This is a genomic window from Streptomyces fumanus (genome assembly GCF_014655295.1).
Taxonomy (GTDB): Bacteria; Actinomycetota; Actinomycetes; order Streptomycetales; family Streptomycetaceae; genus Streptomyces; species Streptomyces fumanus.
The window spans coordinates 252,270-265,054 of record NZ_BNBI01000005.1 but is presented as its reverse complement, the minus strand read 5'-3'; the positions used below and the strand labels follow the sequence as shown (position 1 = coordinate 265,054).

Sequence of the window (12,785 nt, the reverse complement as noted above, 5' to 3'; positions counted from 1 at the left end):
CCGTGCGCCCGCACAACGCCGGACGGCGGCCACCGTGAGGGGCCGCCGCCGGGTGGTGCCGTGAACGTCAGGAGGTGTGCGGGCAGTTGCCGCGGTACTCCTCGATGGTCAGGCTGGCCCGCGGCAGCGGGCAGAGGAACTGCTCGTAGCGGGTGTCGTTGTCGATGAACCGCTTGAGCCAGGAAATGCTGTACTTCGCGATCGTCGTGTTCGACGTGTTCGGCGAGAAGTGGGTGGCGCTGTTCAGCTCCAGGTAGGCGCGGTCCGTGCTGGAGGGCAGGGACGAGTAGAACGGCTCGGCGTGCGAGGCGACGGGGGCGACGGTGTCGCCGTCCGCGCCGACGATCAGCGTGGGCGTCTTGACCTCGGACCAGGTCTTGTCGAGGTTCCAGGGCGTCAGGGGTATCGCGGCCTGCAGGGACGGCCGGTCCTTGGCGGCCTCCAGCGTGCCGCCGCCGCCCATCGAGTGGCCCATCACACCGAGCCGGCTGCTGTCGATACGGCTGCGCACGGAGCTGCGCTGGGTCAGGTAGTCCAGGGCGGCGAGGAGCTGCTCGCCGCGCGAGGCGGGCTGGTCCAGCGTGGTGTTGGTGTCGATGGTGAACACCACGAAGCCCTGCGAGGCCAGCCGCGGACCGAGCCAGGCCATGGAGGACTGGTACGCGGTGTAGCCGGGGGCGATCGCGACCGCGCCGAAGGTGCCGTCGCTGGTGCTGGTCGGGTAGTAGATGGTGCCGCCGCCGAAGCCGGTGACGGCGAGCGAGGAGACACTGGTCTCCGAGGTGGCGTACGGGCCGCGCAGCGCCTCGATGCTGGAGGTGGTGGGGGCCGGGCCGCGCTCGTACGGGTTGTCCGCGGCCTGGGCGGTGCCCGGTCCGCTGAGGGTGGTGAGCCCGACGACCGCGGCGATCGCCGCCGCCGCGCCGGCGAGTCGCCGCCGGGTCCCGCGGAACGGTGTCCTGGGTGCCCGGTGGGCGGCTTCGGTGGGGGGGTACGGGTGCACGACGAGTCGTTCCTCTCTGTCGCGGCGACGGGCCCGGCCGTCGACCGCACAGGGCTCGGGCACGCGTGGGGTCGCGTCCCGGGCGCGGCGGCCGGCCATCGCCGATGAGCTGGCCGTGCCACTGTCGGGCGGGGACGCGCCCGCCGGGATCGGCAAAATCACCGGCCATCCGGAATCCGGTCCTCCCCTCCCCCCCCTCGGGGCCGCGCACGACCACCCGCGCCGTGACGTACGCGCCCCGCCCGCCGGGCGTGACCCCGCCCGCATCATGGGCACACGACCGGAAGCCGTCCGGCACCGCGAACGGACGGCCGGGACACACACCGTGGAAAGGCGGCGGCATTGCGTATCGGACTGCTCGGCACCGGACCCTGGGCGGACACGGCCCACGCCCCGGCGCTGCGCCGGCACGACGGGCTGGACTTCGTCGGCGTGTGGGGGCGCCGCCCGGAGGCCGCCGAGGAACTGGCGGCCCGGCACGGCACCCGGGCCTACGCCGACCTGGACGCCCTGCTGGACGACGTGGAGGCCGTATCGATCGCGCTCTCCCCGGACGCGCAGGCGGAGCCGGCGGTGCGCGCGGCCCGGGCGGGCCGCCATCTGCTGCTCGACAAGCCGCTGGCGGTGACGGCGGAGCACGCGCGGGCCGTGGCCGAGGCGGTACGGGAGACGGGGGTGGCGTCGGTGGTGTTCTTCACCAGCCGGTTCCAGCCCGAGATCGAGGCGTGGATCGCGGAACAGGCGGGCCGGGAGGACTGGTTCACGGCGCGCGCCGAGTGGCTGGGGGCGGTGTTCACCGGGGACAGCCCGTACGCCCGGTCACCGTGGCGGCGGGAGAAGGGGGCGCTGTGGGACGTGGGCCCGCACGCCCTGTCCGTGCTGCTGCCGGTCCTGGGTGACGTACGGCGGGTGACCGCGGCGGCGCCCGGCCCCGGGGACACCGTCCATGTCGTCCTGGAGCACGACCGGGGCGCGTCGAGTGTGCTGACGCTCAGTCTGACGGCCCCGACCGCGGCGGCGGGCGCCGTGGTGGAGCTGCGCGGCGGGGCGGGGGTGACGTCGCTGCCGGAGAGCGCGGGGGACGCCGTGTCGGCGCTGCTGCGGGCCGGCGACGCGCTGCTGGACGCCGCCCGTACCGGCCGCCCGCACCCGTGCGACGCCGCGTTCGGCCTGCGGGTCACGGAGATCCTCGCCGCGGCCCAGGGCCTGCTGGACGCCCCCGCCGGCCGGCCGGTCGCCTGACGGCCGCCCGGAAGGCGGGCCCGCGCCCGCGTTACCGTGTCCCTCATGACGCCACCCCCCGCCGCCCCCTCCCCCGTCACCGCCGACGACGTGCGGCGGGCCGTCCGGCTCGCCGTCGAGGTACTGCGGCGGGCGCCCGCCGGGGCCTGGGACGGCCGGGCGGGTTCACTGGAGTGGGACTGCTGGGAGACCGTCGAGCACCTCAGCGACGACCTGTTCGCCTACGCCGCCCAACTCGGCCCCGAACAGCCCCCGCTGACGGGCGAGGTGCCCTTCGTGTGGGAGCGCCGCCGACCCGGCGGTCCCGCCAACGCCGTCCACGCCGACCGGACGGCGGGACCGGCCGGCCTGCTGCAGGTGCTGGAGGCGAGCGGGGCGCTGCTGACCGCCATGGTGCGCACCACGCCGCCGGAGGTGCGGGCGTACCACACCTTCGGGATCTCCGACCCGGAGGGCTTCGCCGCGATGGGCGTGGTGGAGACCCTGGTGCACACCCACGATCTGGCCGAGGGGCTCGGCCTGCCCTGGGACCCGCCCGCCGATCTGTGCGCCCGCGTCCTGCACCGCCTGTTCCCGGACGTCCCGGCCGACTGCCCGCCGTGGCCCGCGCTGCTGTGGGCCACCGGCCGCGCCGACCTCCCGGGCCGCCCCCGCCGCACCGCCTGGCGCTGGCACGGCGAACCCCGCGACGCCCGCGACGCCCGCGGCTAGGACCCGGCGGGCCCGGTCGGCCGGAAGTTGATCCGTTCCCGCACCACCGGATAGCCGGCCTTGGCGAAGTTCGCGGCCATGGGGTGGTTGCCGCGGTCGGTGGCGGCGGCGATGAACCGCGCGCCCTCGCCGGCCAGGAGGTGGGTGCACTCGGCCAGCAGGTCGTAGGCGTACCCGTGGCCGCGGTGCTCGGGCAGGACGCCGATGAAGGCGACGCACGGGCCGGAGGGGTTGTGCGCGGGGATGTGGATGCCGACCGGTTCGCCGTCCGGGGTGGACGCCACCTGCCACCAGGCGCGCGGGGAGGGGCACCAGTGGAAGAAGTCCAGTTCCTCCTGCGCGGCCCGGTCGAGCCCGCCCTCCTCGACCGCCCGGCGGGCGTGCGCGTCCAGCGTGGCGGAGTGGATGCGGCGCAGCGCGTCGAAGAAGACGGCGTCGTCCGGCTCCGCCCGGAACCGCAGCCGTCCGGGCCGCTCGGGCAGTCCGCAGGCCGGGGTCCAGCGGTACAGCAGGCGTTCGACCAGGGGCTCGTACCCGGCGGCCCGGGCGGCGGCACGGCGGGTCTCGGCGGCGGCGCGGGCGGCGGGGTCGCCGCGCCAGCCGTCGGGCAGGTTGAGTTCGAGGTCGACCCGCCAGGGGGCGGTGCGCAGCAGTTCGGCGCCCGCTTCCTCCTCCCCCTCGGCCACGTCGAACCAGTTCAGGACGACAGGCTCGGGGTCGTCCGGACCGCCCCACCACGCGCCCCGGGCCACGACGGCGCCGTCGCGGAGCGCGACCCGCTTCCAGTCGGGGCGGTGCCGGGTCAGCCGGTGGGCCTCGCGGGCGGCGAGGGGGTCGGGCAGGGCGTCGAAGACGTCCGCGTCGCTCGCGTCGAGCGCGCGTACGACCAGGTCGGTCATGGGGTTCCTCCGGGACACGTACCACTGGGAGCGCTCCCGGCCGGACCAGGCGCGACGAGGCGACGGGGCGACGGGAAGGGATCACACGGTACGGAGATCCGGCGGGCGGGGCCAGCGGTTTACCGCGCGGTTTAAGCGGTCCTTAAGCGCCGGTTAAGCGCCCCGCCGACGGCTCACGGAATCCGCAAGTACGCCCGGGAACAGGCGTTTTGACGGTCCGGGAAGCGGTTGGTCGCGCGGCGGGCCGTCCGTAGCATCGGCCCCGGCGTGAGAGCGCTCTCAGGCGTGTTCCGCCGCTCTGTCCCGATCAGCACGAACCGCACGTCCCAGGAGGCCCCCCACATGACTCCTCGTCACCAGCGCCGTCTCGGCCGCCGCAAGCTGCTCGTCGCCCTCGGCGGCGCCGCGGTGGCCGCGCCCGTCGCCGCCGCCGTGGCCCCGTACGCCCTCGCCGGTACGGACTCCGGGCGGGCGGGGACGCGGGCCGCGGGCGCCCTGCCGCTGACGGTGGTCAACGGCACGGGTTCCTTCGGCGACGCCGACGTCCACCTCTACATCGTCGGCAACCAGGACGGCCGGCAGGTCCGGGTCACCCCCGACGGCACCCTCGCCCCGGTCGCCCTGTCGGACAACGGTGCCGACGGCTACACCGACTACGCGATCGGCCTGGCCGGCGGCGGCGAGACCCGGCTGAACCTGCCGTACATGTCCGGCCGGATCTATGTGTCGCTCGGCCGGAAGCTGAAGTTCAAGGCGGTCACCGACGGCGCCGGCAACCCGGCGCTGCAGTACCCGGCCGGCTGGGTGAAGTCCGACCCCAACTACGGGGTGCTGCACGACTGCGCCGAGTTCACGTACAACGCCTCCGGGATGTTCTGCAACACCACCATGGTCGACATGTTCAGCGTGCCGCTCGCCATCCGGCTGACCGGCGCGAAGGACCAGACGACCGGCACCGTGCGGGCCGGCGGCCGGGCGGCGGCGTTCGCCGCGGTCCGCGCGATCCCGGAGTTCGCGCCGCTGGTGGTGGACGACACCCGGATCATCGCCCCCGGGCACGGGCTGGACGCCGGGCTGTTCCCGAAGGACTACCTCGCCCCGTACATCGACGAGGTGTGGAGCACGTACACCGGCAAGGACCTGAAGGTGACCACCGACGCGGGGACGTTCACCGGGCGGGTGCGCGGCGGGCGACTGGCCTTCGACGGGCCCGCGCAGGTGTCCTTCGCCAAGCCGTCCACCCGGGACGTGCTGTTCTGCGACGGGGCGCTGGCCGCGCCCAACGACGGCACCACCGGCCCGGTCGCGGCGGTCCTCGGCGCCGGCTTCAACCGCTCCACGCTGCTGACCTCGGCCGCCCAGCCGGCGACCGACCCGGCCGCGTTCTACCGGGCCGCGCTGACCAACCACTACGCCAAGGCGATGCACGCGGCCACCGAGGACGGCAGGGCGTACGGCTTCGCCTTCGACGACGTCGCCGACTTCGCCTCCTACATCCAGGACACCGCCCCTACGGGGATACGGCTGACCCTCGGCGCCTTCTAGCGGCCCCCGTCCGCGCGGCGCCCCCCGGCCGGGGACGTTACGGTGATACCGGGAGGTTCGGGACCGATTGCGTACGGGACCGAACCAGCGATCCGGACCCGAGGAGCCGTACATCATGTCGACGTCACAGCCCGACGCTTCCCGGCCGTCCGGGGCCCGCGCGCAGGACGACCGCGCCACCCCGGACGCTCTGCTCCACACCCGCAACGGCACCGACGTGTCGCCCGAGGACCTGGTCCTGGCGGCCGGCCGGGACCTGACCGAACCCAACCTGGAGTGGGCCAGGCGGAAGCTGGCCGACGAGGGCCCCGCGGCCCTCGACAAGCTGCTGCCCTGACCCGCGGCACCCCTTCCCGGGCTGCCGGGCCGCCGGCGGTCCGGCACGCCCCTCCCCGAGCTGCCGGGCCCTAGCGGTCCGGCAGCTCCGTGTCGTCCTCGACCACGTGGACGGCGGCCTCCTCGGCGCCGGCCGCGCCCGCGTCGATGCCGACGTCGTCGGCGACGCTCTCCGGGGTGGTGTCGGTGCGCAGCCCCTCGTCCGGGGCGACCAGCCGGCCGGCCCGGGCGCCGCCCGCCTCGGGGTCGATCGGCTCGCCCTCGCCGCCGGGGGTGTCGCCCACGCCGTCGCCGTCGGGCGGGCTGACGTCGGGCACCTCCTGGGCGAGCCGTTCGTCGAGGGTCTCGCCCTCGTGCTGCTCGGCGGCCGTGGTGCCGACCTTGTTCACCCCGAGCGGCTTCTCCGGCGGGGAGTAGCCCTCGTCGAGGGTGTCGTCGTAGGTGCGCTCGTCCAGCGCGTCCTGCATGTCCAGCGGCGCGGCGTCCTCCTGCTCCTCGTTGTCCCCGGTGGGCTGGTAGGCGTCGTCGGCCATCGGGTCCGTGCCCATCGCTGCCTCCCTCTCGCGCTGCGTCGCTTCGTCCTGTCGGTGTCTGCTTTCGCGTTTCCCGTCAGGCGATCTTTAACCTCGGCGGCACCCGTGCGGGCGCGCGGGAGGGGGCGCGGGTGTCAGGGCGCGGCGGGCGGGCCGTCCGGGCGGTCGCGGCGCTGCTCGACCAGGACGCGGCTCAGCTCCTCCGTCTCGGCCTCGGGCACCCGCTGGTAGCCGTCCTCGGTGATGACCGACACCACCGGGAAGATCCGCCGGCCGAGGTCGGGGCCGCCGGTCGCGGAGTCGTCGTCGGCGGCGTCCCACAGGGCGTGCAGCGCGGCCAGCACCGCCTCGCGCCGGTCCAGGCCGGGCCGGTACAGCTTCTTCAGGGCGCCGCGGGCGTAGGGCGAGCCGGAGCCGTCGGCGTGGAAGCCGTGCTTCTCGTAGCGCCCGCCGGCGACGTCGTAGGAGAAGATCCGGCCGCGGCCGCCGCCCGGCGCGGCCAGGTCGTAGCCGGCGAGCAGCGGGACGACGGCGAGGCCCTGCAGGGCCTGGCCCAGGTTCTGCCGGAGCAGGCCGGCCAGGCGGTTGGCCTTGGCCGGCAGGGACATGGGTATGCCCTCCATCTTCTCGAAGTGCGTCAGCTCCACCTGGTAGAGCCGGACCAGGTCGGCCGCGAGCCCGACGGTGCCCGCGAAGGCGACGGCGGTGTGGTCGTCGGCGGGGTGGACCTTCTCCAGGTCGCGCTGGGCGATGAGGTGGCCCATGGTGGCCCTGCGGTCACCGGCGATCAGCACGCCGTCGCGGTAGGTCAGGGCGAGCACGGTGGTGCCGTGCGGCACCCGCCCGGCGGCGGCCCGCACCCCGTCGGGCAGCACCCGCCGGGTGGTCAGCAGCTCGGGGCGGTGGGCCGCCAGGAATTCGGTGAAGGACGAGGTCCCGGGGGTGAAGAACTCCTCCCCCAGCCTGCCCTCCGGCTCGCCGCCCGCCATGCCGCTCCCCCCTCGTCCGTCGCCGGTACCCCTGTCCTACCTGGCGGCACCGCCCGGGAAACGTCAGCGCGGCGCCGGGGCGATGCGGACGACGAGACCGCCGATCCGGTGCGGGGTCCAGGTGCGGGCGTAGGAGGGCGGGGTGCCGCCGGGGCGGGTGACGGCGGCGACCGGGACCCGGCGGGCGGTGCGCTCGACCTCGGCGGGCGTGGTGCTCTTGTTGTGTCCGGCGGTGTTGCCGGAGGAGCAGCCCGTGTAGTAGCCGAGCGGGATCGCCTCGTGGCCGGTGAGCAGGCAGGGCGGGCGCACCCCGAGGCGGTGCAGTGTGTCGGCGGTGCGGGCCCAGTCGCGGCGGCCGGCGGTGTTGCGGTCCACGGTGCGGTCCAGGACGGTGTACTGCACCGCCAGGTGCCCGGCGAGCGCCAGCGCGACCAGGCCCGCCGCGACCGGCCGCCACCGCCCGGCGGGGGTGCGCACCAGGTGCCACAGCGCGTCGGCGACCGGCAGCGCGAGCAGGGCGTAGGCGGGCTGGAGGAAGCGGGGCGCCGCGTAGCCGATCAGGAACAGGTAGGGCACGGCGGCGGTCGCCGCGCAGGCGAGCGGGACCAGGGTGCGGGCGGTGCGCCCGGCGCGGACCGCCACGGCGAGGCCCACGGCGGCGAGCACCGGCAGCGCGAACCACCAGGCGGTCACCAGCGGATGCGCCATCGGCCCGGTGCACGGGCGGCACAGGGCGCGTCCGCCCAGGCTGCGGAGCTGGTCGTCGACGGCCCACTGCCAGCCCAGGCCGCCCTGGATGCGGCTGGCCTCGTGCAGCCGCTCGGCCAGGCCGCCGTACCAGGCGTACGCCTCGATCACCCACTCCACTCCCCCGGCCGCGAGGCCGCCCGCGAGGGCGAGCAGCAGGCGCCAGTGGCGCCGCCACAGGGCGGCGGCGAGCAGCGGGAGGCTGACGTAGACGGCGTCCGTGGGCCGCATCCACGCCATCAGCGCCGCCCCGGCCACCACCCCGTACAGCGCGGCCCGGCCCGGTTCGCCGCCCCGGGCCCGCAGGAAGCAGCCGGCGCAGATCAGGGCGCCGACGGCGACCCAGTAGTTGGGCATGGCCTGCGGGCCGTAGAACAGCGTCACCCACAAGGTGGCGAACAGGGCGCCCGCGGTGGCCAGGACGCGGGGCGGGAACAGGCCGCGCCAGGCGCGCAGGGCGAGGTAGAGGCCGAGCCCGGAGAGCACGGCGAGGTAGACCCGCAGCAGCGCGGTGGACGACGACCAGGAGGCGACCGGCGCCACCAGCAGCGAGACGCCCCGGGAGCGGGGGGCGCTGAAGAACGCGGCCGGGGTGTGGGCGGTGACCTGGCTGACGTACACCGTCTCGTCCCAGCCGAGGCCCATTCCGGGGCGCACCAGCACCAGTTGGGCCAGGGTGAAGGCGCCGGCCACCAGTGCGAGGAGGCCGGCGCCGGGTGCGCGGCGGGGCGCGCCGGACGCGGGGGCCGGGGCGCGCCGCCGCATGCCGACGAGGATCGCGTTCATGGACGCCTCTCCGTGGAGCCCGGGAGAACACCGGGGAAACCATACGAAAACACAGCCAACCTAACCCGGGCCGGGAGAGAACGCAGGGAGTTGTCCGGCCGGTCGGCCGGTCAGCGGACGTTCGGGCGGCGGTGCGGGGGCTGTTCCGGCTCGGGGCGCGGCGGGACGGCGGGGACGGTCCGCACGACGGGTCCGCTGCCGTTCAGGGTGAGCACGCTGCCGTGGTGACGGATCCTCAGCGGCTCCCCGGACAGCAGCGTGTACGTCGCCCGGTCGCCGTCGATCTCCACCCGCAGGCACCGGCCGCGGAACTGCAGCCGGAAGGCGAGGCGGCTGAACTTCTCCGGCAGCCGGGGCCCGAAGCTGAGCGTGTCGCCGTCCCGGCGCATGCCGCCGAACCCGGCGACCAGCGCCATCCAGGTACCGGCCAGGGAGGCGATGTGCAGCCCGTCGCGGGTGTTGTGCTCCAGGTCGGCCAGGTCCATCAGCGCGGCCTCCGCCGCGTAGTCGTAGGCGAGCCGCAGATGGCCGGTCTGGGCGGCGACGACGGCCTGGCAGCAGGCCGACAGGGAGGAGTCCCGTACGGTCAGCGGCTCGTAGTAGGCGAAGTTGCGGGCGATCTGGTCCTCGTCGCAGTGCGCGTCGAACCAGCTTCCGCAGGTGTACATCGCCAGCACCAGGTCGGACTGCTTGATCACCTGCTTGCGGTAGAGGTCGAAGTAGGGGAAGTGCAGCATCAGCGGGTACTGGTCGGGGCCGGTGCGGGCGAAGTCCCAGCGCTGGTGCCGGGTGAAGCCGGCGTGCTGCTCGTGGACGCCGAGTTCCTCGTTGTACGGGATGTGCACGGCCTCGGCGGCGTCGCGCCAGGCGGCGCTCTCCTCGTCGTCGACGCCGTGCCGGGCCGCCAGGTCGGGGTGGCGCTCGCACACCTCGGCGGCGGCCAGCAGGTTGGAGCGGGCCATGAGGTTGGTGTACGTGTTGTCGTCGGCGACGGCGCTGTACTCGTCGGGGCCGGTGACGCCGTCGATGTGGAAGACGCCGTGGTGGTCGTGGTGGCCCAGCGAGCGCCACAGCCGGGCGGTCTCCACGAGCAGTTCCAGACCGGTGTCGCGTTCGAAGCGGGTGTCGCCGGTGGCCGCGACGTAGCGGACCACGGCGTGCGCGATGTCGGCGTTGACGTGGAAGGCGGCGGTGCCGGCCGGCCAGTACGCCGAGCCCTCCGAGCCCTCGATGGTCCGCCAGGGGAAGGCGGCGCCGCGCAGGCCGAGCTGGGCGGCGCGCTCGCGGGCGGCCGGGAGGGTGTCCTGGCGCCAGCGCAGCGCCTCGGCGACGGCCCGGGGCTCGGTGTAGGTGAGCACCGGCAGCACGAACATCTCGGTGTCCCAGAAGGCGTGGCCGTCGTAGCCGGAGCCGGTGAGGCCCTTGGCGGGGATGGCGCGCTGCTCGGCGCGGGCGCCGGCCTGCAGGACGTGGAAGAGGCCGAACCGGACCGCCTGCTGGATCTCCTCGTCGCCGTCCACCTCGACGTCGGCGCGGGCCCAGAAGTCGTCGAGGTAGGACCGCTGTTCGGCCAGCAGCCCCTCCCAGCCGCCGTGCGCGGCGGCGGCGAGCGCGGCCTCGACCTGGTCGCTCATGGCGGGCCGGGAGCGGGCCCCGGACCAGCCGTGGGCGACGGTCTTCTGCACCCGCAGCTTCTGCCCCGGTTCCAGGACGGAGGTGACCGTCAGCCGGGCCACGTCCTCGTTGCTCTCGCCGGCCGTCGTGGTGCCCTCGGGTCCGTCCACCACGTGGTCGGCGGCGACCGCGACCCGCAGACCGCTGCGCCGGGTGCGGTGGACCAGGCGGAGCCGGGGTCCCTGGGCGAGGTCCTCCTCGGGCTCCAGCGGGGACTTCAGGGCCCGGGCGGTGCGGGGGTCGCCGTCGGGGTCGGGCAGGCTCTCGTTGGCGACGAGCTCCGACTGGATCACCACGCGGATGCGGGCGTCGACGGGCTCGACCTCGTAGTCCACGGCGGCGATGGCGCGCTGGGTGAGGGAGACCAGCCGGGTGGAGCGGACCCGGACCGTGGAGCCGGCCGGGGAGGTCCACTCGCAGACCCGTTCGAGGACGCCCCGGCGCAGGTCGAGGGTGCGTTCGTGCCGGACGAGGCGGCCGTAGCGCAGGTCGAAGGGCTCGTCGTCGACGAGCAGGCGCAGCAGTTTGCCGTTGGTGACGTCGATGACGGTCTGGCCCGACTCGGGGTAGCCGTAGCCGGCCTCGGCGTAGGGCAGCGGGTGCAGTTCGTACACGCCGTTGAGATAGCTGCCGGGCAGGCCGTGCGGTTCGCCCTCGTCGAGGTTGCCGCGCCAGCCGACGTGCCCGTTGGAGAGGGCGAAGACGGACTCGCTCTGGGCCAGCAGGTCGAGGTTGAGCTCGGTCTCGCGCACCGACCAGGGTTCGACGGTGTACGCCCGGTTGGTGATCACCGGCCGCTCCCCAGCTCGGCCAGGTCCCGCACCACGCGGTCGGCGCCGTGCGCGTACAGCGCGTCGGTCTGCCCGACCCGGTCGACGCCGACGACGTACCCGAAGTGCCCGGAGCGGCCGGCGTCCATGCCGGCCAGCGCGTCCTCGAAGACGGCGGCCCGGGAGGGTTCGACGCCCAGGTCGCGGGCGGCGGCGAGGAAGGTGTCGGGGCGGGGTTTGCCGGGCAGTCCGCGCTCCCGGGCGACCACCCCGTCGATCCGGGTGTCGAAGAGGTGCTCGGCGTCGATGGAGCGCAGCACGTCCACGGTGTTGGCGCTGGAGGAGACGATGGCGGTGCGCAGCCCGGCCGCGCGGACCGCCGCCAGGTAGCGCAGCGTGCCGTCGTACGCCTCGACGCCGTCGGTGCGGATCTTCTTCAGCAGCAGGTCGTTCTTGCGGTTGCCGAGGCCGTTGACGGTCTGAGCGTCCGGCGGGTCGTCGGGGCCGCCCTCGGGCAGCTCGATGCCCCGGGAGGCGAGGAAGGTGCGCACCCCGTCGGCGCGCGGGCGGCCGTCGACGTACTCGCCGTAGTCGGCGTCGGTGAAGGGCCGGAAGCCGTCGCCGTCCCGTTCGCGCAGGAAGGCGTCGAAGGTCTCCTTCCAGGCGGCGGCGTGCACCACCGCCGTCTTCGTGACGACTCCGTCGAGGTCGAAGAGACAGGCCAGGATGGTTTCGGGGAGGCCGAGCTGCGTGGTCATACCCGTGACAGTTCCCCGCGCGGGCGCCTCCCAACGGGTGGTCCCCGACACGGGGACGGGTGACACACTCGGGGTGTGCCGATCACTTTCGACGACCTCCTGGCCCGTGCCCGCGCCCTGACCGGGACCGGCCGGCGCGCGATCCTCGGTATCGCCGGCGGACCGGGCGCGGGCAAGACGACCCTCGCCGAGGCCCTGGTGCGGGAGCTGAACGGGGACGGCGCGCCCTGGGCGGCGCACGTCCCGATGGACGGCTTCCACCTCGCCGACGCCGAACTGGACCGGCTCGGCCGCCGCGACCGCAAGGGCGCCCCCGACACCTTCGACGCGGCCGGGTACGCGGCGCTGCTGCGGCGGCTGCGCGCCGACGAGGACGGCGAGACCGTCTACGCGCCGGGATTCGAACGCGTCCTGGAGCAGCCGATCGCCGGGGCGCTGCCGGTGCCGCCGGAGGCCCGGCTGGTGGTGACCGAGGGCAACTACCTGCTGCTGGACAGCGGGCCGTGGGCACGGGTGCGTCCGCTGCTGGACGAGGTGTGGTTCTGCGAGGCCGACGAGGAGACACGGATCCGCCGGCTGGTCGCCCGGCACGAGGAGTTCGGCAAGTCCCACGAGGCCGCGGTGGCCTGGGTGCTCGGCAGCGACCAGCGCAACGCCGACCTGGTCGCGGCCACCCGGGACCGGGCCGACCTGGTGGTGCCGGGGGTGGTGGGGCGCCGGACGGCCTGACGGCAGGGGCCTCCCGCCGGTGGCCGGGACTGTCGCGGCGGGGGCGCGCGCACTCGCGCCCCC

12 protein-coding genes are annotated in these 12,785 nt (G+C 75.1%); 5 read left to right on the top strand and 7 right to left on the bottom strand.

Annotated features, from left to right (window positions below):
- Window positions 1-67 precede the first annotated feature (67 nt).
- Window positions 68-1,003 carry a bis(hydroxyethyl) terephthalate hydrolase gene (gene bdeA, locus IE316_RS13000; RefSeq protein WP_229910367.1) on the bottom strand — a complete coding sequence of 312 codons (936 nt, stop codon included), beginning with the start codon at window positions 1,001-1,003 and terminating at the stop codon, window positions 68-70.
- A gap of 342 nt (window positions 1,004-1,345) precedes the next feature.
- On the opposite strand from bdeA, the gene IE316_RS12995 reads away from it, so the two are divergent.
- Both IE316_RS12995 and IE316_RS12990 read left to right on the top strand, forming a co-directional pair.
- Window positions 1,346-2,245 (top strand): Gfo/Idh/MocA family protein, encoded by a 900-nt coding sequence (locus IE316_RS12995; protein WP_190204419.1) that lies wholly within the window; start codon window positions 1,346-1,348, stop codon window positions 2,243-2,245.
- A 45-nt stretch (window positions 2,246-2,290) separates the two neighbouring features.
- Window positions 2,291-2,956 (top strand): hypothetical protein, encoded by a 666-nt coding sequence (locus IE316_RS12990; RefSeq protein WP_190204418.1) that lies wholly within the window; start codon window positions 2,291-2,293, stop codon window positions 2,954-2,956.
- Here the strand turns inward: IE316_RS12990 and IE316_RS12985 are convergent.
- On the bottom strand, window positions 2,953-3,855 hold the full coding sequence (locus IE316_RS12985; RefSeq protein WP_190204417.1) for a GNAT family N-acetyltransferase: 903 nt from the start codon (window positions 3,853-3,855) through the stop codon (window positions 2,953-2,955). The genes IE316_RS12990 and IE316_RS12985 overlap by 4 nt on opposite strands.
- Window positions 3,856-4,197: 342 nt before the next feature.
- Here IE316_RS12985 and IE316_RS12980 point away from each other — a divergent pair, with 342 nt between their 5' ends.
- Together IE316_RS12980 and IE316_RS12975 are read left to right on the top strand one after the other, a co-directional pair.
- Window positions 4,198-5,400 carry a beta-1,3-glucanase family protein gene (locus tag IE316_RS12980; RefSeq protein ID WP_190204416.1) on the top strand — a complete coding sequence of 401 codons (1,203 nt, stop codon included), beginning with the start codon at window positions 4,198-4,200 and terminating at the stop codon, window positions 5,398-5,400.
- A gap of 115 nt (window positions 5,401-5,515) precedes the next feature.
- Window positions 5,516-5,737: a hypothetical protein gene (locus IE316_RS12975; RefSeq protein ID WP_190204415.1), complete on the top strand. Its 222-nt coding sequence runs from the start codon at window positions 5,516-5,518 to the stop codon at window positions 5,735-5,737.
- 70 nt (window positions 5,738-5,807) lie between these two features.
- Here the strand turns inward: IE316_RS12975 and IE316_RS12970 are convergent, their stop codons facing one another.
- From IE316_RS12970 to IE316_RS12950, 5 genes are all read right to left on the bottom strand, one after another.
- On the bottom strand, window positions 5,808-6,284 hold the full coding sequence (locus tag IE316_RS12970; protein WP_190204414.1) for a DUF5709 domain-containing protein: 477 nt from the start codon (window positions 6,282-6,284) through the stop codon (window positions 5,808-5,810).
- 119 nt (window positions 6,285-6,403) lie between these two features.
- Window positions 6,404-7,258, bottom strand: a complete 855-nt coding sequence (prcB, locus tag IE316_RS12965; RefSeq protein WP_190204413.1) for a proteasome subunit beta — start codon at window positions 7,256-7,258, stop codon at window positions 6,404-6,406.
- A 63-nt stretch (window positions 7,259-7,321) separates the two neighbouring features.
- Window positions 7,322-8,791 (bottom strand): CPP1-like family protein, encoded by a 1,470-nt coding sequence (locus IE316_RS12960; RefSeq protein WP_229910366.1) that lies wholly within the window; start codon window positions 8,789-8,791, stop codon window positions 7,322-7,324.
- A gap of 110 nt (window positions 8,792-8,901) precedes the next feature.
- Window positions 8,902-11,256 (bottom strand): glycoside hydrolase family 65 protein, encoded by a 2,355-nt coding sequence (locus IE316_RS12955; protein WP_190204412.1) that lies wholly within the window; start codon window positions 11,254-11,256, stop codon window positions 8,902-8,904.
- Complete coding sequence (locus IE316_RS12950; protein WP_190204411.1) at window positions 11,253-11,993, bottom strand: beta-phosphoglucomutase family hydrolase; 741 nt, start codon at window positions 11,991-11,993, stop codon at window positions 11,253-11,255. Before IE316_RS12950 ends, IE316_RS12955 begins: the two co-directional genes overlap by 4 nt.
- Before the next feature lie 75 nt (window positions 11,994-12,068).
- Between IE316_RS12950 and IE316_RS12945 the strand changes: the two genes are divergently transcribed.
- Window positions 12,069-12,722 (top strand): nucleoside/nucleotide kinase family protein, encoded by a 654-nt coding sequence (locus IE316_RS12945; protein ID WP_190204410.1) that lies wholly within the window; start codon window positions 12,069-12,071, stop codon window positions 12,720-12,722.
- Window positions 12,723-12,785: the final 63 nt, after the last annotated feature.

Excerpts from the sequence above, each read along its gene's own strand:
- IE316_RS12990 (WP_190204418.1), top strand. The coding sequence starts at position 2,291 with ATGACGCCACCCCCCGCCGCCCCCTCCCCCGTCACCGCCGACGACGTG.
- IE316_RS12985 (WP_190204417.1), bottom strand. The coding sequence starts at position 3,855 with ATGACCGACCTGGTCGTACGCGCGCTCGACGCGAGCGACGCGGACGTC.
- IE316_RS12980 (WP_190204416.1), top strand. The coding sequence starts at position 4,198 with ATGACTCCTCGTCACCAGCGCCGTCTCGGCCGCCGCAAGCTGCTCGTC.
- IE316_RS12975 (WP_190204415.1), top strand. The coding sequence starts at position 5,516 with ATGTCGACGTCACAGCCCGACGCTTCCCGGCCGTCCGGGGCCCGCGCG.
- IE316_RS12970 (WP_190204414.1), bottom strand. The coding sequence starts at position 6,284 with ATGGGCACGGACCCGATGGCCGACGACGCCTACCAGCCCACCGGGGAC.
- prcB (WP_190204413.1), bottom strand. The coding sequence starts at position 7,258 with ATGGCGGGCGGCGAGCCGGAGGGCAGGCTGGGGGAGGAGTTCTTCACC.
- IE316_RS12960 (WP_229910366.1), bottom strand. The coding sequence starts at position 8,791 with ATGAACGCGATCCTCGTCGGCATGCGGCGGCGCGCCCCGGCCCCCGCG.
- IE316_RS12950 (WP_190204411.1), bottom strand. The coding sequence starts at position 11,993 with ATGACCACGCAGCTCGGCCTCCCCGAAACCATCCTGGCCTGTCTCTTC.